Origin of the sequence: Streptococcus anginosus subsp. whileyi MAS624 (assembly GCF_000478925.1) — a bacterium.
Lineage (GTDB): Bacteria > Bacillota > Bacilli > Lactobacillales > Streptococcaceae > Streptococcus > Streptococcus whileyi.
This window is the reverse complement of record NZ_AP013072.1, coordinates 1,330,196-1,347,591: the sequence shown is the minus strand read 5'-3', so window position 1 is coordinate 1,347,591 and position 17,396 is coordinate 1,330,196. Positions and strand designations below refer to the sequence as shown.

The window sequence follows — 17,396 nt, the reverse complement described above, 5'->3', positions numbered from 1 at the left end:
CGGTTTTTATATTTGGAGGAATTATGTCAACCATTGAGGAACAATTAAATAAGCTTAGAGAAGAAACTCTGGCGTCGCTGAAAAAAATTTCAACTGAAAATGAAAAAGAAATGCAGAATCTGCGTGTTTCTGTCCTTGGAAAGAAAGGCTCTTTAACAGAGATTTTAAAAGGAATGAAAGACGTCTCTGCCGATATGCGTCCGATTATTGGGAAGCATGTCAATGAAGCACGGGATATTTTGACCGCTGCTTTTGAAGAATCTGCAAAGCTACTAGAAGAACAAAAAGTTGCCAATCAGTTGGCTAAGGAGTCAATAGATGTAACGCTTCCGGGTCGGAAAATTCTTGCTGGGAATCGTCATGTTCTTAGCCAGACAAGTGAAGAAATTGAAGATATTTTTATTGGGATGGGTTATCAAGTTGTAGATGGTTTTGAAGTCGAAACAGACTATTACAACTTTGAGCGGATGAATTTACCAAAAGACCACCCAGCGCGTGACATGCAGGATACTTTTTACATTACAGAAGAAATTTTGCTGCGTACTCACACCAGCCCAGTTCAAGCTCGTGCTATGGACGCTCATGATTTTTCTAAAGGTCCTCTGAAAATGATCTCGCCAGGGCGTGTGTTCCGACGGGATACGGACGATGCGACGCATTCTCATCAATTTCATCAAATTGAAGGTTTGGTTGTCGGGAAAAATATTTCTATGGCAGACCTTCAAGGAACATTGCAGCTCATTGTGCAAAAAATGTTTGGAGAAGACCGCAGTATTCGTCTGCGTCCGTCTTATTTCCCATTTACAGAGCCGTCTGTTGAGGTGGATGTTTCTTGCTTTAAATGCGGTGGGCAAGGATGCAATGTTTGCAAAAAGACTGGCTGGATTGAAATTATGGGAGCTGGAATGGTACACCCACGCGTCCTTGAAATGAGTGGCATTGATCCGGATGTTTATTCTGGTTTTGCTTTTGGGCTGGGTCAAGAACGGGTGGCTATGCTGCGCTACGGTATCAATGACATTCGTGGCTTCTATCAAGGTGATGTTCGTTTTTCAGAACAATTTAAATAAATGCTATGTTAGTAAAAGTAAAAGAAGAACAGGCTGAAGTTCTACGAGAACTGGAAGTGCAAACTTATCAAGAAACTTTCGGCCCTTATATCAAAGCGGAAGATATGCAAGATTATTTTACCCATGAACTCTCCCTTGAGCAGATTCAGAAGGATTTGGCGCAAGCAGAGTCGGAGACCTATTTTGCACTGGATGAGAAAGAAAAGATAGTTGGTTTTCTCAAATTTAACTGGGGGCAAGCACAGACTGAGCCCGTAGAGGTAGAACACTCAATGGAGAATGCTTTTGAGGTTCATCGGATTTATGTTTTGAAATCTCATCAAGGACAGGGTTTTGGCAAGGAAATGTTTGATTTTGCCATGCAAGAAGCTACTAAACGAAAGTTTTCGTGGGTTTGGTTAGGTGTTTGGGAAAAGAATTTTAAGGCACAAAACTTTTACTTTAAATATAGTTTTAAGCGTTTTAGTGAGCATGAATATGCGACTGGTGAAACGGTTGATATTGACTGGCTCATTCGGAAAGAATTAAATTAAGCGAAAAAGCACTTGGCTTGGGAACTTGTCCCAGCCTCAAAAAGAAAGGAAATAATATGAGGCAAAATTTTTGAGCAGAAACAGTAGTTCTCAAAGATTTCTATGCACTCATATAGATGAATTATGCTAGTAAGTTATAAATGGTTAAAAGAACTAGTTGACGTAACTGTTCTGAGTGAAGAATTAGCTGAAAAAATGTCAACGACAGGGATTGAAGTAGAAGGGGTCAGTTCTCCTGCTGAGGGATTGTCAAAAATTGTAGTTGGTGAAGTGATTAGCTGTGAAGATGTACCTGAGACGCACTTACATGTCTGTCAAGTGAATGTTGGCGAAGAAGCGCTTCGACAAATCGTTTGCGGCGCTCCAAATGTACGAACGGGAATCAAGGTTATGGTAGCTCTTCCAGGAGCTCGTATTGCAGATAATTACAAGATTAAAAAAGGAAAAATTCGTGGGTTAGAATCCCTTGGAATGATTTGTTCCCTTGGAGAATTAGGCATTTCGGACTCGGTTGTTCCAAAAGAATTTTCCGACGGCATTCAAATCCTACCAAAAGAAGCTGTGCCAGGGGATTCCGTTTTTCCTTACCTTGACTTAGATGATGAAATTATTGAGCTTTCTATCACACCGAACCGTGCAGATGCGCTTTCAATGCGTGGAGTAGCGTATGAGGTAGCAGCTATCTACGACAAGTCAGTTCATTTTAAAGATTTTCCGTTGTTGGAAACACAAGATCAAGCTGGAGAACAGCTCTCTGTTGCGATTGAAACGGACAAGGCGCCTTTTTATGCAGCACGTATTTTGGAAAATGTAACCATTGCTCCAAGTCCGCAATGGCTTCAAAATCTGCTTATGAATGCAGGGATTCGTCCTATCAACAATGTGGTAGATGTGACAAATTATATTCTACTTTACTTTGGACAACCAATGCACGCCTTTGATTTAGATACTTTTGAGGGCAATCAAATTGTGGTGCGTGAAGCGTGTACGGGCGAAAAATTAGTAACTCTTGATGACGAAGAGCGCGAATTAGAAACGAGCGATCTTGTGATTGCGGTAGCAGATAAGCCAGTCGCTCTTGCTGGTGTCATGGGTGGAGCTGCAACGGAAATTTCTTCTCAATCAAGCCGTGTAGTGCTTGAAGCAGCAGTTTTTGACGGAACTTCCATTCGTAAGACGAGCGGACGTCTCAATCTTCGTTCAGAATCATCCTCTCGCTTTGAAAAAGGAATTAACCTAGCGACAGTAACAGAAGCTCTAGATGCTGCAGCTAGTATGATTGCAGATCTTGCAGGTGCAACGGTACAAGCCGGTATCGTCTCAGCGGGTCAAGTGGACACATCAGATGTTGAAGTTGTTTCAACATTGGCAGATGTCAATCGTGTACTTGGAACGGAATTAACTTATACAGATATTGAAGATGTTTTCCGCCGTCTTGGTTTTGGTCTTACTGGCAATGCAGAGGAATTCACAGTCAGCGTACCACGCCGTCGTTGGGACATTCATATTGAAGCAGACCTTTATGAGGAGATTGCGCGTATCTATGGTTATGATAAATTACCAGCAACCTTGCCTAAAGATGACGGAACAGCTGGTGAATTGACAGAAACCCAAAAACTCCGCCGCAAGGTTCGTACAGTAGCAGAAGGTGCTGGTCTGACAGAAGTTATCACCTATGCTTTGACCACTCCTGAAAAAGCTGTGCAATTCAGCACCAACCCAAGTAACTTGACAGAGTTAATGTGGCCTATGACAGTAGATCGCAGTGTCCTTCGTCAAAATATGGTAGCTGGCATTGTGGATACCGTTGCCTATAATGTAGCACGTAAAAATAAGGACTTGGCTCTGTATGAAATCGGAAAAGTCTTCGAGCAAAAGGGGAATCCACAGGAAGAATTGCCGACTGAAATTAACAGCTTTGCCTTTGCTTTGACAGGTTTGGTTACTGAAAAGGATTTTCAAACATCTGCTATACCAGTTGATTTCTTTTATGCAAAAGGAATTCTGGAAGCACTTTTTGACCGTCTGGGTCTAAAAGTAGAGTACACAACGACGCAAGCATTAACTAGTATGCATCCAGGTCGTACAGCGACTATTTCACTAGACGGACAAGTCATTGGTTTTGTCGGTCAAGTTCATCCAGTAACTGCTAAGGATTATAATATCCCAGAAACGTATGTAGCAGAAATCAACCTAACAGCTATTGAAAAAGCGATTCAACCAGCAAAACCATTTGTAGAAATTACCAAATTCCCAGCTGTAACACGTGATATAGCACTGCTTCTGAAAGCAGAAATCAGTCACAAAGAAGTCGTTGAAGCTATTGAGGCTGCTGGTGTGAAACGCTTGACAGATATCAAATTATTTGACGTCTTCTCAGGTGAAAAACTGGGACTCGGCATGAAATCAATGGCTTACACCTTAACTTTCCAAAATCCAGAGGATACGCTAGAAGATGAGGAAGTAGCTCGTTATATGGAAAAAATCCAAAAGTCTCTTGAAGAAACGATTGGTGCAGAAGTGCGGTAAGACATGAAAAGCTCCTAAATTGAAGTTTAGGAGTCTTTTCTTGTAGTAATATAATGTATAATAAGGAAAAGTTTTATATCGGAGGAGAAAATGACAGTTTTTACACAACTTTGGAAAGCATTTTCCAATTTACCAGAAGTGACAGCGATTGCCTTAGGCGGATCTCGTAGCGGAGAAACTTATGATGAGACCTCGGACTATGATTTATATATTTACTGCACGAGCATTCCAGATGAAGACAGTCGGAAGTTGATTTTGACCCAATATTGTTCTTATATGGAAATAAGCAATCAATTTTGGGAATTGGAAGACGACTGTACCTTAAATAATGGCATTGATATTGATATTCTTTATCGGGACATTCGTGATTTTGCGCAAGATATTGAAAATGTTGTCGAAAAACATCAAGCAGGAAATGGCTACACCACCTGCTTTTGGCACAATTTAAAAACCTGTAAGATTCTTTATGATGCTAACGGAGAGTTCGGAAAACTGAAAAAACGGTTTGACGTTCCTTTTCCTCCAAAATTAAAAGACAACATTATTTCACGAAATTTTAGTTTGTTAACCGGACATTTGCCGTCCTACGATACGCAGATTTTAAAAGCAGCAAAACGAAAAGACTTTGTCAGTGTCAATCATCGTGTAGCAGCCTGTTTAGAATCCTATTTTGACATCATTTTCGCAGTTAATGAATTGACTCACCCCGGTGAGAAGAGAATGATGTCATATGCAGCAGCGCATGCGAGCCTTCTTCCTAATCAATTTGAGCAATCTTTAAATACTTTACTAATGAGCACTACTGCTAGCCCTGAAATTCTTGAAAAACAATTAAGGGAAATTATTGCAAATTTAGAAGAAATTCTATCATAGAATTTTCTGCCAATTGAGTTGTTAAGTACTAAAAAAACGGCTTGGGTCGTTTTTAAATGTTTTTGATTTACAACTGTAAAAGTGGTATAATGTCACATATTTTAAAGAACTATTTAAAAGGAGAGAAAAATGAATCGTCAAGTAATGGATAAAGAGCGTTTAGGGCTTTTATTGATGCGGTGATTGCTATTATTATGACCATTTTGGTATTGAAACTGGAAAAGCCGAGAACCTTTGATTTACAAGGCCTATGGGAGCTCAGAACTAATTTTTTTGCCTATGGATTGTCCTTTTTCTGGCTCGGTGCCATGTGGGTAAATTTTCACTCTTCATCGCAGGTAGTGGAGAAGATTAGTCAAAAAACAGTCTGGGCTGCTATAGTCATGCTTTTCTTTTCATCATTTTTCCCTTATATGACAAAATTAGTTGCTTCAAATTTTAACAATGCTACTATGCGAGTATTTTATGGAGTCATTGTTCTGTTGATTTCATTCTCAGTCCTTTGGTATTATCACACATTGGTCGAAGTCAATCAAACAGCAGAAATTGAACAATTGAATATCAGTCGTTTGCATTGGATGAAGTGGGACATTGCAATTAAGATTTTAGGAATCATTCTTTCGTTGACGATTTTCCCAGCTGCAGAAATATTTTCAGTGCTCATTACACTTTGTGTACTTGTCATTCCAAATCAATTTAGATTATAAATGAAGAGAGTGTTGTTCCAGCTTTTTTCTAATAAGCCCAAAATTTGAAGATGAAGTAGCTGATTATGAAAAACACTGTTTGTTAATACTGTATGATATAATAAGTCTAGCAAATTATAACTAGGAATAGTGTGGAAGTTCAAGATAACAATGGAATAAAAAGAAACAATTATTGAGCTCTTGAAAAGTAGGTCAATGAAACAACGTGAACTTGCTGAATCTATCTACGGAGAGGAAAATCACACATTGAATATCTTAGATGAATTAAAAAAACTAGAGACAGAAGAAATTATTATTCGTCATGACGATAGACATACCTATGATTCTTTAACAGATTCTGTTCTTTCTGTTTTACAGACTTCTCGAAGTACCATGCTTGTGCCTAGACCAACTGTCATGGAAGTTGAAAAGTATTTGCAAGAGTGGGCTAACCTTGAAAGCTATAAATTACAAGAAACTGCATTAGATCGCTTGTTTTTTGAACTATCACCGAAAAATACAGATATTTCAGATATTCTGTTAAAGGTTGCAACACTAAATGACTTTTATAGTACTAATATTTTTTCAATATTTCCTGTAGCAAAACATATTTTATCACTTGATATTGATGAGAGGTTGAAGCGTGGTGATATTTTTCTAGTAAATGAAATTCAAAATATAACCATAAAAGAAGGTGTGCAGCGAAAATTCTATTCTTTTGCAACTAAGTATTGCTCGCATCACAATCCTTTAGCCTATCCCATATACGATAGTTATGTTGAAAAGGTGTTGAAGTACTTTAGAAAAACAGATCATTTTGCAAAGTTTAAGAATGCTGATTTAAAGGATTACCAGCAATTCAAGAACCTAATTCTGACCTTTAGAAGTTATTACGGACTAGAGCAATTCAATCTTAAACAAATAGACCAATATTTATGGCAGCTGGGAAAAGAATATTTTCCAAATAATTATAAATAGTTTGTATCCCCTAGAAAGGAAAACGACAAAATTGCATTACAAATTTCTACTATTCGATCTTGACCATACCTTGTTAGATTTTGATTTGGCGGAGGATTTGGCTTTGACTGCTTTTCTAAAAGAGCAGGGTGTGGCTGATATTCAGGCTTATAAAGACTACTATATTCCTATGAATAAAGCTCTTTGGCGGGACTTGGAACAGGAAAAACTGACCAAATCTGAACTGATTAATACGCGCTTTTCTCGTCTCTTTAACCACTTTGGTATGGATAAGGACGGTGCCGAGTTGGCTCTCCATTACCAGCAGCATATTGCCCAGCATGGTCAGACCTATACTGGAGCTAGTGAGCTCTTGGATGTTTTGACAGAGGCAGATTATGAACTTTACGCTGCTACCAATGGTATCGGTTTCATTCAGACTGGTCGACTGGCTCACTCGGATATCTCCCCCTATTTTAATCAGATTTTCATCTCTGAGCAACTCCACACGCAAAAACCCGATGCTCTATTTTTTGAAAAAATAGCAGAGCTAATACCAAATTTTGACAAAAATCGAACTCTAATGATTGGAGATTCTTTGACAGCAGACATAGCGGGCGGGAACAATGCAGGCATTGATACGGCTTGGTATAATCCTAAAAGTTTGAGTAATCATACGCAAGCGAAACCGACTTATAATTTTCAGTCCTATCAAGATTTGTTGGATTTGCTGATAAAATAATAAGACAGAGATCATATCACCTCTGTCTTATTATTTTATAGTTTATTTTCGTGCTATCCAAGCCATTAGAGTAGAAGCTAGAATGGCTAGAAAAATAATGACTACCATGGCTTTAGGAGTGGCCATCTGAAAAAAGAGCGAGGAGCTAGGAAGAAAGGATCCCACTTCCGTATTGGAGAGAGCCAAGGAGAGCGGCTGCTGAACCTGTCATCGAATCCTCTGCGCTATTGAGAGCTGCGGCATTTGAACATGCTGCAACGATACCATTGGTACTAAAAATGAGAAGCATAGGAAAGACGACTGCCCAAAGACTACGAAAATTTCCAATATTAAACAGTAGTAGTAAAAGAGCAAAAACAAGAGCACAGCTAGTGGCAGTGCGCAAGAGATTTCGTAGAGAAAAACGATCAACTAACCGACGATTAAGCATACTGATGATTGAAACTCCGATAATATTGATACCGAAGAAAAAAACGTAATGTTCTGCTTTGTCGCCGTTTTCTTCTCTTCTCTCTTACTCATGAACTTTTCCTATTTTTTAAAAACTTTTTCCATGATGGTTTCTTGTGGTTCAAAACCTTGATGTTCATAAAACCGTAAGGCACCAGCGTTATCATTCCATACATTAAGGGTTAAGTTGTAACAGTCCATTTCTTGGGCAAATTCTTCTGCAAAACGGCAAAGCTGCTCACCAATTTTTTGACCACGAGCACTTTCATCAACGCAAAGGTCTTCAATGAAAAGTGTTTTGATAGGTGTCAATACGAGACTGTGTGGTTCTTTAATGATGCAAAAGAGGTGACCCAAGATTTTACCTTCTTCATTTTCATAGACAAAGATTGGTGTATGTTCTTGAGACATCAGTGTTTTCAATTGTTCATCGTTGAATTTGCGACCACTCTCTTTGAAAATGTCTGGTCGGACGTTGTGATGAACAAGCAAGACTTGCTCTAAGAGATTATTGAGTGCTGGAATATCGCTTGGGACTGCTTTTCTAATAGGCATGGTGAGCTCCTTTTGGTGACCGTCGGTTATTTTTTTTAAAAATATAATAGGACTGTTGGTCATTTTTGTCAAGAAGAAAATGAAAAAATCTTTTTGAGCAATGTAAAAAGAACCCACAGCACGTGAGTTCTAATAATGGGAGTGAGACAACTTTATCAATTTTTAAAGTAGGGATGATCTTTTAAGCTTTTAAAAATAGGTATACTGATAAAGCTAATTGCAATCAGTTTTATGAAATCTGGTAAAATGAAGGGGATGACTCCGACTGTAATAGCTTTATCAAGTTGAAAACCTGCTAGAAACATTAAACCAAGTACACCACCGACAAAAACCAAAGCATCTCCGAGTAGATTTGATACGAATATCGTTAAAAAGCTGCTATTTTTGGAAGTTAGACTAGCTGTTATTAGGGCGTAGAACAAATAAAACCAGAGATAACCTGCATTTGGACCGACAAGTGCTTGAAATCCACCGCTTCCTCCTGCAAAGACAGGAAGACCGATAGCGCCTAAGAGAAGATAAAGAGCGACTGCTAATAGAGCTTCTTTTCGATGAAAAATAGTAGCCACTAAGCCAATTGCCATATTTTGCAAAGCAAAAGGAACTGGACCGATAGGAATGGTAATTTGAGCAAAAACGGCTATCAAAGCTGCGCTAATAGCAGAAAGGACGAGAGTAAATGATTTTTTCATAATTGTAACCCTTTGTTTTATAATATGGTAACTATTATAAAACAAATAAGGAAAATGTCAAGGGTTAAATAAAAAGGCAAAAGCATAGACTGAATTCACCTTTTTGTCAAAATGTTTACTTTTTCTGAGATATTGCTTTCCTTTTATTTTTACTGCGAAGGAATAATATCAAAAATGCAATTAGTCCAAAGACATTTAAAAAGATAAGTAAGACAGTTGTCAGAATTGTTTTTGTCTTTTGCATAAAAGCACCTCCTCGTATAATCGCTTTGATATTATCATAACAAACTGTACCTCTTTATTAACTAAAAAATCACAGGAAAAAGGAATCTTACAAAAATGTAAGATTAGCGGATAAAATGAAAGAATAAGTTATGGAATGAGAAGAAGTTATCGTGTAAACTAAAATAGTCAGAAGCGCTGGTTGCAATTCTGACTATTGAGATAAAGTTGGAAAATTTCGGGGAGGAAGATATTTATGAGAAGCGTCTCTACGATTAACGCATGGTGACAAACTCTTCTGAACCGGTTGGGTGAATGGCGACAGTCGCATCAAAATCTGCTTTGGTAGCTCCCATTTTGATAGCAACTGCAAAGCCTTGAATCATCTCATCAACTCCATAGCCAATTCCGTGGAGACCAATGATTTTCTCATCTATCCCCATTGTAATGAGCTTGAACTTGGCTTGTTGTCGGTGTTGGGTGACAGCTGAATACATGGAAGCAAAGTTAGAAGTGTAAATATGGATACTTTCTGCTCCGTATTGTTGAATCGCCTGCTCTTCGGTCAAGCCAACTGTACCAATCGCTGGGTGAGAGAAGACAACAGTTGGAATGTTAGAATAATCCATTTTAGCTTCAGTTTTTCCATTAAATAAGCGTTCGGCTAAGGTACGACCTGCTTTGATAGCAACAGGGGTTAATTCTTTTTCGCCTGTAACATCTCCTAGAGCATAAATACCCGATGTTGCTGTATTTTGAAATTCGTCAACTGCTATAAAGCCACGAGAATTTAGGGTAACACCAGCCGCCTCTAAATTCAACCCTTTGGTGTTTGCAGTCCGCCCAGTTGCCCAGATGACGTGTTGAGCGGTGTGGCTCGTTCCGTCCTCGAAGGTAATGCGAATCGCTCCGTTTTCAAGTTTTTCAAGCCTTTCTGGTATTTTGTGCGTATGTAGAGTAGGACCTGATTTCTTCATTTCTTCCACAAGACCATCGATGATATAAGAATCAAAATTGCGGAGAGGACGATCTCGACGAACGAAAAGGTCTGTTTTTACACCCAGAGCATGAAGAAGTCCAGCTAGTTCAACTGCGATATAGCCGGCACCAAGAATGGCAACGGATTGAGGGAGTTTTTCCCATGCAAAAACATCGTCAGAGGTTTCACCGAATTCTGCTCCGGATACTGCTGGAATATGAGGGTGAGCACCAGTTGCGATGACAATGTGCTTGGCTTGGATAAGCTCGCCGTTGACTTCAACCGTATGACGGTCTATGAATTTAGCGCGACCTTCAATCAGCTCGACGCCATTTCGATTGAAACTATTATTGTAAGAATTGCGGGCACGATCAATATAGGCTTCGCGATTCTTCCGAAGCGTCTTAAAGTCAAACTGCTGATTATCCGAAGTAAAACCATAGTCTGGTCCATAATCGCGAATGGCTTCGGCAATCTGGGCGCCATACCACATGATTTTTTTAGGAACACAGCCGACGTTGACACAGGTGCCCCCTAATTTCTTTTCTTCAATAACGGCAGCTTTTGCACCGTGTTCTCCAGCACGGTTCATGGTCGCAATTCCTCCACTACCGCCCCCAATAGCAATGATGTCAAATGTTCTCATACGAGTCTCCTTTTATCTGTAATATGAAATTATTGTAACGTTTTTGGAAAATGATTGCAAAAATCTGCTACAAAAATTGATGAAAGGCTTGATTATTCAACTGTATTATTGTGTTATATATTTAATACAATACAAAATAACTAGAAAGAAGGTAGATGAATGTTAAAAGAGTAAAGGATTTCTTATAGATGTTATCTTATTTTTAATCGTATGTGTTATAATATAAAAAATAGACCGTTTTCATCAGGAGGAGAAAGAGATGAAAAAATTGAAAAAGTGGCAGTTGTACAGCTTGATTGGTGTAACTGTGGTTGTCGTTTTAGGAGCGATAGGTACGATGTTATTGTTTAATGGTAATAGTACTGCTGATAAAGATAAAGAAGAAACGATTCAAGTGCAGAAAGCAAAAGAAGGGTCAGTTGCTTCATCTGTTTTGCTGTCAGGAAATGTTGCGGCTAACAATGAGCAATATGTCTATTATGACGGGACAAAGGGCGATTTGGATAATGTTCTTGTAAATGTTGGAGATCAAGTTACAGCCGGACAAGCTTTAGTTCAATACAAGAGTGTTGAAGCACAAGCTACATATGATGCTGCTGTTCGTGCTTTAAACAAGATTGATCGCCAAATTTATGATTTGAAAACGTATGGAACAACTGTTGATGTGACGGGTGATGAAGCGGCAGATAATAAAACAACTGCGTCTGCACAACGTTCGGTGGATTCTCAATTAAAGGATTTGCAGGACAATCGCGCAGATGCTGTGGACAATATCAATAAAGCACAGGCATTACTAGATGCAACGACTGTCATCAGTACAAATAATGGAACTGTAGTAGAAGTCAATCGTGATGTTTCTAAATCTACGACAGGTACTAATCAAACACTCGTTCATATTGTCAATAACGGAAACCTGCAAGTGAAGGGAGAGCTATCAGAGTATAATCTGGCAAATCTTTCAGTTGGACAAGAAGTGACGATTACGTCCAAGGTCTATCCAGATAAGAAATGGACTGGGAAAATCAGCTATATCTCAAATTATCCAAAAGACAATCAAAATACAGCAGCAGCTGGTGCAGGTACTGCAAATTCAGGAGCAAAATACCCCTATACAGTAGATATTACAAGCGAAATTGGTGATTTGAAGCAAGGATTTTCCGTCAATGTTGAAGTAAAAAACAATACAAGAGGGATTCTAGTGCCGGTCAGCAGCGTTGTTTCTGAAAACAATAAAAACTATGTTTGGACACTAGAAAAAGGAACTACAAAAAAAGTGCAAGTGACACTAGGAAATGCAGATGCTAAAAATCAAGAAATCTCATCTGGTTTGACAAAAGATAGTAAAGTTATCACCAATCCAACAGATAGCTTGAAAGACGGTCAAGAGGTGAAATCGTATGAAGAAACTCATTGATTTAAAAAATGTTAGCAAAAGTTATCGCAATGGAGATCAGGAGCTTCAAGTTTTGAAAGATGTTCATTTAGAAGTTGAAGAAGGTGAATTTGTTGCGATTATGGGGCCTTCTGGCTCAGGAAAGTCAACCTTGATGAATATCATTGGTATGTTGGATCGCCCAACGAGTGGTGAATATTACTTGGAAGGTGAAGAAGTTGCCAAGCTCAGTGAGAAAAAGCTAGCCAAAGTGCGTAATCAGCAGATTGGCTTCGTTTTCCAACAATTCTTCCTCTTGTCAAAATTAAATGCTCTTCAAAATGTAGAACTTCCTTTGATTTATGCAGGGGTTTCTCAATCCAAACGGAAAGCTTTAGCAGAGCAATATCTTAAAAAAGTTGAGTTAGAAACGCGGATGCACCATTTACCATCAGAACTTTCTGGTGGGCAAAAGCAACGGGTGGCTATTGCGCGTGCCTTGGTCAATCATCCCTCCATTATCTTAGCAGATGAGCCGACGGGAGCCTTGGATACCAAGACGGGTGAGCAAATTATGGAATTGCTGACGGAGCTAAATCGTGAAGGAAAAACCATTATCATGGTCACTCATGAGCCTGAGATTGCAGCCTTTGCAAAACGACAAATCGTTATTCGAGACGGTGTCATCTCATCAGACAGTAAGAAAGGAGAAGCATGATGCAGAATTGGAAATTTGCAATCAACTCCATTATAGGGCATAAAATGCGCTCTTTCTTAACGATGTTGGGCACTATCATTGGTGTTATGTCTGTTGTGGTTATTGTGGCTCTAGGAAGTGGTATGTCAAATGCTTTCACAGATGTTCTGGGTGGTGCACAGCAAGATGTTTCCTTATTTTACTCACACAAGAGAAGTAAAAACGGTGATGGTGTTATGACGTATCAAGAGATGCGTGACGATGCTGAAAGTGGAAATGGTGATGAGACAGTTTCGACAGAAGAAGAGCCTCAAATCCAAGAAGTTTGGGTCAAGCAAGCGGTTAATGATATTAGCGGAATTGACAATTATTATGTTACAAATAACACAACCGCTACAGTAAATTATGGTAAGAAAAAGGCGGATAATATTCCTATAACAGGTATCAATTCCACTTACTTTACGGTAAAGAAATACCAAATCGTTGCAGGACGGACATTGAAATCAAATGATTATCAAACATTTGCAAGAGTTGTATTACTGGATACGAAACTAGCTGATATTCTTTTTGGAGGTGCAGATAAGGCGCTCAATCAGATTGTCCAGCTGGGATCTAATAATTACCGTGTGATTGGGGTTTATAAAGATCCAAATGAAACGCGAAATCGCTTAGCCAATATGAACAACGGAAATTTACTAATGGCTAACACTCAGTTGGCAGCTGAATACAATGTTGCTGAGATTATGAATGTCGTGGTACATGTTAAAAAATTAGATGATGTGCTGAAAGACGGAAGCGCAGCTGCGCGCTTGATGACAAAATTGTCTGGTGTGAGAGAAGGCGAGTACCAGATGTTTGATCAAGCCAGTCAATTGGCTGCGATTCAAAGTCAGGTTGCCATTGTGCAAGTGGTTTTTGGAGCGATTGCCGGGATAGCACTTCTCGTTGGTGGTATCGGTGTTATGAATATTATGCTTGTATCGGTAACAGAACGAACCCGTGAAATCGGTCTTCGGAAAGCCCTTGGAGCCACACGTGGGAATATCTTGATGCAATTTGTCATTGAGTCAATGGTGTTGACAGCGATTGGCGGTTTGATTGGGCTTGCTTTAGCAGCTCTTATCGTGGCATCTATCGGTCATAGTTTGGATGCATTTTTCGGAGCTCCACCTACCATTACGACAGTATCTGCTGTCGGAAGTGTGCTCTTTTCTGCAACTATCGGGATTGTTTTCGGTATTTTGCCGGCTAATAAGGCTTCTAAATTAGATCCGATTGAATCCTTGCGTTATGAATAAAAAACTGACCGTTGCAGTATGAGAAAAATATTTTACAAAAAAACTCCAACAGATACTCATTTTTCTAGTGAGTTATCCATTGGAGTTTTTATAATATATAAGCTATTAATGTGATACACGTTTGCGAGCTGCTTTTTTACGGTTTTCTTCGATGAAAGCTGCTTTCTTTTCTTCAGGTTCAATCACTTTTTTCTTGAATGTATAAACTGCACCTGCAACAGCAGCAACAGTACCAGCTACGCCAGTTACAACACCTTTAACAAATCCTTTAGCCATGAGATTTCTCCTTTTCTGAACTTTATTTATGTTATAATATATAGTAACGAAAAATTAAATTTTTTTCAAGGGAAAATATGAAAACCAAGATAATTGTAATTGTAGGACCAACTGCTGTCGGAAAAACAGCTCTCAGCATAGACCTCGCAAAACGTTTCAATGGTGAGATTATTAGTGGTGATAGTCAGCAAGTTTATAGAAAACTGGACATCGGAACGGCTAAAGTCAGTCCAGATGAGCAGGAGGGGATTCCTCATTATTTGATAGATGTCCGGGAAGTGACCGAGTCTTATTCAGCCTTTGACTTTGTAAAGGAAGCCGAGGCTGCTGTTGAGATGATTGTAGCAAAAGGGAAACTGCCGATTATTGCAGGCGGAACGGGGCTTTACATTCAAAGTTTGCTGGAGGGCTATCATCTGGGGGGGGCAGCTTCTCATGAGGAGATTTTAGCTTATCGAGCCGAGCTAGATACTTTGACTGATGAGGAACTATTTAGCAAAATAGCAGAGCTGGGATTGGAAATTCCTCAGATTAACCGTAGGAGAGCTATGCGAGCGCTGGAAATTGCTCATTTTGGAAATGAGCTTGAAAACAAACAGCCTGATTATGAAACAATGCTGATTTGTCTGGACGCTGATCGAGAGATTCTCTATGAGCGTATCAATCAGCGAGTGGATCTAATGCTAAAGGCTGGACTTTTAGAAGAGGCGAAGTGGCTCTATGACAACTATCCACATGTCCAAGCCAGCAAAGGAATTGGCTACAAGGAACTTTTCCCCTATTTTGCTGGAGAGTTGACCTTAGAGGAAGCTATCAATAAACTTAAACAAAATACTCGCCGCTTTGCTAAACGTCAGCTAACTTGGTTCAGAAATCGCATGAATGCTACTTTTTATCAGGTTTCAGAGCCGAATGTCAAAGAGCGGATTATGCAAGATATAGAGGAATTTTTGAATGATTGAAACAGAAAAACAGCAGGAACGAGTGATCCTTATTGGAGTGGAATTGCAGGGAATAGAAAATTTCTCCATGTCTATGGAAGAATTAGCCAGTTTAGCCAAGACTGCTGGTGCTCAGGTGGTTTCCTCTTACATTCAGAAACGAGAGAAGTATGATAGCAAGACTTTTGTTGGTACTGGAAAATTAGAAGAAATCAAGCGTATGGTAGAAGCAGATGAGATTTCCACCGTCATTGTCAACAATCGTCTGACACCTCGCCAGAATATCAATTTGGAAGAAATTCTAGGGGTTAAGGTTATTGATCGCATGCAATTAATTTTGGATATTTTTGCTATGCGGGCTAGAAGCCACGAAGGAAAACTTCAAGTTCACTTGGCTCAACTTAAATATCTTTTGCCTCGCTTGGTCGGACAGGGGATTATGCTTAGCCGTCAGGCTGGGGGAATTGGTTCCCGCGGTCCTGGTGAAAGTCAGTTGGAACTCAATCGTCGTAGTGTTCGCAATCAGATCCACGATATCGAGCGCCAACTCAAAATTGTAGAGAAAAACCGCGCAACTGTACGGGGAAAACGTTTGGATTCTAGTGTTTTTAAAATCGGTCTGATTGGTTACACTAATGCTGGAAAGTCTACCATTATGAATGCCTTGACCAACAAGAGTCAATATGAGGCGGACGAACTTTTTGCTACTTTGGATGCGACAACTAAAAGCGTCAATCTGACAGGCAGATTCAATGTGACCGTGACGGATACAGTCGGATTTATTCAAGACTTACCAACCGAGTTAATATCTAGCTTCAAATCCACTTTGGAAGAGAGTAAAAATGTGGACCTTTTAGTTCATGTGATTGACGCTAGCGACCCTAACCACGAAGAGCATGAAAAAACAGTCTTGGCTATTATGAAGGACTTGGATATGCTAGATATTCCTCGCTTGCCCCTCTATAATAAAGCAGACAAAGCAGAGAACTTCACTCCAACCTTAACTCCCTATGTCCTGATTTCGGCGAAAAATGAAAATAGCAGAACAGTTTTGCAGAATGCTCTGTTGAATAAGATGAGAGAACTTTTTGTCCCTTTTCGTATCAAGGTTAGTCCTAGCAAGGCTTATAAGTTACATGAATTGGAAAGTCTGGCAATCATCGATAAGAGAGAGTATCTGGAAGAAAGTGAAATGATTTCTGGCTATATAGCAGAAAAAAATAAATGGAGACTATAAGAATTTTATGACTGATTATATCAATTTAGCGCTTAAATACGGTGGCTTTACGAGTTTAGACCGTATTTACCTAGAAAAGGTTCTGGACAAGCTGTCCGATTCGCAAAAAATGACTTTTATCACGCCACCGCCAAGTGTTATCAATGCGTATTTTTCGGAACTCTATCAAAAAAAGAGTCCGAAAGCTGCAACAACTTATTTTCTAGAACTAAGTAAAGAATTGGCTCTTTTTAACGACCATCCTAGCTTTGAGGAGGAAAAACCTTTTATTCGCCTGAATCTTTCAGGTAAGTCTTATGGTTTTTGCTTTGAAAATGAGGATGAAATTGGCTTGATTTTCTCGGAACGTCCAGAGGAAATTGAGTCCAATTTGCTTTTTGAAATTGCCCAGATTTTTCCTCACTATCTGGTTTATGAAGAGGAAAATGTCATTCGGATGATGCCAGCAATTCCTGAAGAAGTAGTCCAAAAGCAGCCGCTCTCTGCTCTGACAGATCTTTATAAGCTAGCAGATGGTCGCCTGAAACTGGAAGGGTACAATCAGGAAGAGCTGATTCAGTTGGCTCGAGACTATGCTGGTCAGCTTTATTATCGTTCTCAGAATCGCTCTGCGATAATTTATATTAAGAAAAAATAGAAAG

17 protein-coding genes and 1 pseudogene are annotated in these 17,396 nt (G+C 39.3%); 13 read left to right on the top strand and 5 right to left on the bottom strand.

The genetic code is table 11. The features are described 5' to 3' along the window. The first annotated feature begins 23 nt into the window (after positions 1-23). The 7 genes and pseudogenes from pheS (at position 24) to pynA (ending at position 7,390) form a co-directional block, all read left to right on the top strand. Entirely contained in the window at positions 24-1,070 is a 1,047-nt protein-coding gene (gene pheS / locus ANG_RS06855) for a phenylalanine--tRNA ligase subunit alpha (RefSeq protein WP_003037918.1), read from the top strand. Between the two features lie 5 nt (positions 1,071-1,075). Further along, positions 1,076-1,603, top strand: coding sequence for a GNAT family N-acetyltransferase (locus ANG_RS06850; protein ID WP_025271850.1), 528 nt, complete (start codon positions 1,076-1,078; stop codon positions 1,601-1,603). A gap of 123 nt (positions 1,604-1,726) precedes the next feature. Beyond that, complete coding sequence (pheT, locus tag ANG_RS06845; protein ID WP_003037849.1) at positions 1,727-4,132, top strand: phenylalanine--tRNA ligase subunit beta; 2,406 nt, start codon at positions 1,727-1,729, stop codon at positions 4,130-4,132. A gap of 90 nt (positions 4,133-4,222) precedes the next feature. Then, the gene (locus tag ANG_RS06840; protein WP_003037843.1) at positions 4,223-5,005 is read left to right on the top strand and encodes a nucleotidyltransferase domain-containing protein; all 783 of its coding nucleotides are present in this window, start codon (positions 4,223-4,225) and stop codon (positions 5,003-5,005) included. 144 nt (positions 5,006-5,149) lie between these two features. Then, positions 5,150-5,712 (top strand): annotated as a pseudogene (locus ANG_RS06835) (TMEM175 family protein). Between the two features lie 372 nt (positions 5,713-6,084). Beyond that, entirely contained in the window at positions 6,085-6,669 is a 585-nt protein-coding gene (locus tag ANG_RS06830; protein ID WP_038677433.1) for a hypothetical protein, read from the top strand. 31 nt (positions 6,670-6,700) lie between these two features. Continuing rightward, entirely contained in the window at positions 6,701-7,390 is a 690-nt protein-coding gene (gene pynA / locus ANG_RS06825; RefSeq protein WP_003037959.1) for a pyrimidine 5'-nucleotidase PynA, read from the top strand. 145 nt (positions 7,391-7,535) lie between these two features. Here pynA and ANG_RS06820 read toward each other — a convergent pair whose 3' ends face one another. From ANG_RS06820 to gorA, 4 genes are all read right to left on the bottom strand, one after another. Further along, positions 7,536-7,820, bottom strand: coding sequence for an MFS transporter (locus ANG_RS06820; protein WP_051148228.1), 285 nt, complete (start codon positions 7,818-7,820; stop codon positions 7,536-7,538). A gap of 101 nt (positions 7,821-7,921) precedes the next feature. Beyond that, entirely contained in the window at positions 7,922-8,395 is a 474-nt protein-coding gene (locus ANG_RS06815) for a GNAT family N-acetyltransferase (RefSeq protein ID WP_003037956.1), read from the bottom strand. A 155-nt stretch (positions 8,396-8,550) separates the two neighbouring features. Beyond that, a complete protein-coding gene (locus tag ANG_RS06810; RefSeq protein ID WP_020999562.1) occupies positions 8,551-9,087 on the bottom strand; it encodes a biotin transporter BioY in 537 nt (178 codons plus the stop codon). 497 nt (positions 9,088-9,584) lie between these two features. Then, the gene (gene gorA, locus ANG_RS06805) at positions 9,585-10,934 is read right to left on the bottom strand and encodes a glutathione-disulfide reductase (protein WP_003037880.1); all 1,350 of its coding nucleotides are present in this window, start codon (positions 10,932-10,934) and stop codon (positions 9,585-9,587) included. Between the two features lie 259 nt (positions 10,935-11,193). On the opposite strand from gorA, the gene ANG_RS06800 reads away from it, so the two are divergent. From ANG_RS06800 to ANG_RS06790, 3 genes are read left to right on the top strand one after another with little or no spacing between them, the layout of a single operon-like run. Continuing rightward, positions 11,194-12,348 carry an efflux RND transporter periplasmic adaptor subunit gene (locus tag ANG_RS06800; protein ID WP_025271849.1) on the top strand — a complete coding sequence of 385 codons (1,155 nt, stop codon included), beginning with the start codon at positions 11,194-11,196 and terminating at the stop codon, positions 12,346-12,348. Continuing rightward, a complete protein-coding gene (locus tag ANG_RS06795) occupies positions 12,332-13,024 on the top strand; it encodes an ABC transporter ATP-binding protein (RefSeq protein ID WP_003024078.1) in 693 nt (230 codons plus the stop codon). Before ANG_RS06800 ends, ANG_RS06795 begins: the two co-directional genes overlap by 17 nt. After that, complete coding sequence (locus ANG_RS06790) at positions 13,024-14,301, top strand: ABC transporter permease (protein WP_025271848.1); 1,278 nt, start codon at positions 13,024-13,026, stop codon at positions 14,299-14,301. The genes ANG_RS06795 and ANG_RS06790 overlap by 1 nt, the downstream gene beginning before the upstream one ends. A gap of 105 nt (positions 14,302-14,406) precedes the next feature. Here ANG_RS06790 and ANG_RS10725 read toward each other — a convergent pair whose 3' ends face one another. Then, entirely contained in the window at positions 14,407-14,577 is a 171-nt protein-coding gene (locus ANG_RS10725; RefSeq protein WP_003024081.1) for a DUF3042 family protein, read from the bottom strand. A gap of 77 nt (positions 14,578-14,654) precedes the next feature. Between ANG_RS10725 and miaA the strand changes: the two genes are divergently transcribed. Genes miaA through ANG_RS06775 form a run of 3 tightly spaced genes read left to right on the top strand, consistent with a single transcriptional unit; the run spans position 14,655 to position 17,392 of the window. After that, positions 14,655-15,539 (top strand): tRNA (adenosine(37)-N6)-dimethylallyltransferase MiaA, encoded by an 885-nt coding sequence (miaA, locus tag ANG_RS06785; RefSeq protein ID WP_020999564.1) that lies wholly within the window; start codon positions 14,655-14,657, stop codon positions 15,537-15,539. Then, complete coding sequence (gene hflX, locus ANG_RS06780; protein WP_038677288.1) at positions 15,532-16,755, top strand: GTPase HflX; 1,224 nt, start codon at positions 15,532-15,534, stop codon at positions 16,753-16,755. The genes miaA and hflX overlap by 8 nt, the downstream gene beginning before the upstream one ends. Positions 16,756-16,762: 7 nt before the next feature. After that, complete coding sequence (locus ANG_RS06775) at positions 16,763-17,392, top strand: cystathionine beta-lyase (protein WP_025271847.1); 630 nt, start codon at positions 16,763-16,765, stop codon at positions 17,390-17,392. Positions 17,393-17,396: the final 4 nt, after the last annotated feature.

Coding starts and splice junctions, on each gene's coding strand:
- ANG_RS06820 (WP_051148228.1), bottom strand. CDS start 7,820: ATGCTTAATCGTCGGTTAGTTGATCGTTTTTCTCTACGAAATCTCTTG.
- ANG_RS06850 (WP_025271850.1), top strand. CDS start 1,076: ATGTTAGTAAAAGTAAAAGAAGAACAGGCTGAAGTTCTACGAGAACTG.
- ANG_RS06775 (WP_025271847.1), top strand. CDS start 16,763: ATGACTGATTATATCAATTTAGCGCTTAAATACGGTGGCTTTACGAGT.
- ANG_RS06815 (WP_003037956.1), bottom strand. CDS start 8,395: ATGCCTATTAGAAAAGCAGTCCCAAGCGATATTCCAGCACTCAATAAT.
- ANG_RS06810 (WP_020999562.1), bottom strand. CDS start 9,087: ATGAAAAAATCATTTACTCTCGTCCTTTCTGCTATTAGCGCAGCTTTG.
- pheT (WP_003037849.1), top strand. CDS start 1,727: ATGCTAGTAAGTTATAAATGGTTAAAAGAACTAGTTGACGTAACTGTT.
- pheS (WP_003037918.1), top strand. CDS start 24: ATGTCAACCATTGAGGAACAATTAAATAAGCTTAGAGAAGAAACTCTG.
- gorA (WP_003037880.1), bottom strand. CDS start 10,934: ATGAGAACATTTGACATCATTGCTATTGGGGGCGGTAGTGGAGGAATT.
- ANG_RS06795 (WP_003024078.1), top strand. CDS start 12,332: ATGAAGAAACTCATTGATTTAAAAAATGTTAGCAAAAGTTATCGCAAT.
- ANG_RS06840 (WP_003037843.1), top strand. CDS start 4,223: ATGACAGTTTTTACACAACTTTGGAAAGCATTTTCCAATTTACCAGAA.
- ANG_RS06800 (WP_025271849.1), top strand. CDS start 11,194: ATGAAAAAATTGAAAAAGTGGCAGTTGTACAGCTTGATTGGTGTAACT.
- ANG_RS06830 (WP_038677433.1), top strand. CDS start 6,085: ATGCTTGTGCCTAGACCAACTGTCATGGAAGTTGAAAAGTATTTGCAA.
- miaA (WP_020999564.1), top strand. CDS start 14,655: ATGAAAACCAAGATAATTGTAATTGTAGGACCAACTGCTGTCGGAAAA.
- hflX (WP_038677288.1), top strand. CDS start 15,532: ATGATTGAAACAGAAAAACAGCAGGAACGAGTGATCCTTATTGGAGTG.
- ANG_RS06790 (WP_025271848.1), top strand. CDS start 13,024: ATGCAGAATTGGAAATTTGCAATCAACTCCATTATAGGGCATAAAATG.
- ANG_RS10725 (WP_003024081.1), bottom strand. CDS start 14,577: ATGGCTAAAGGATTTGTTAAAGGTGTTGTAACTGGCGTAGCTGGTACT.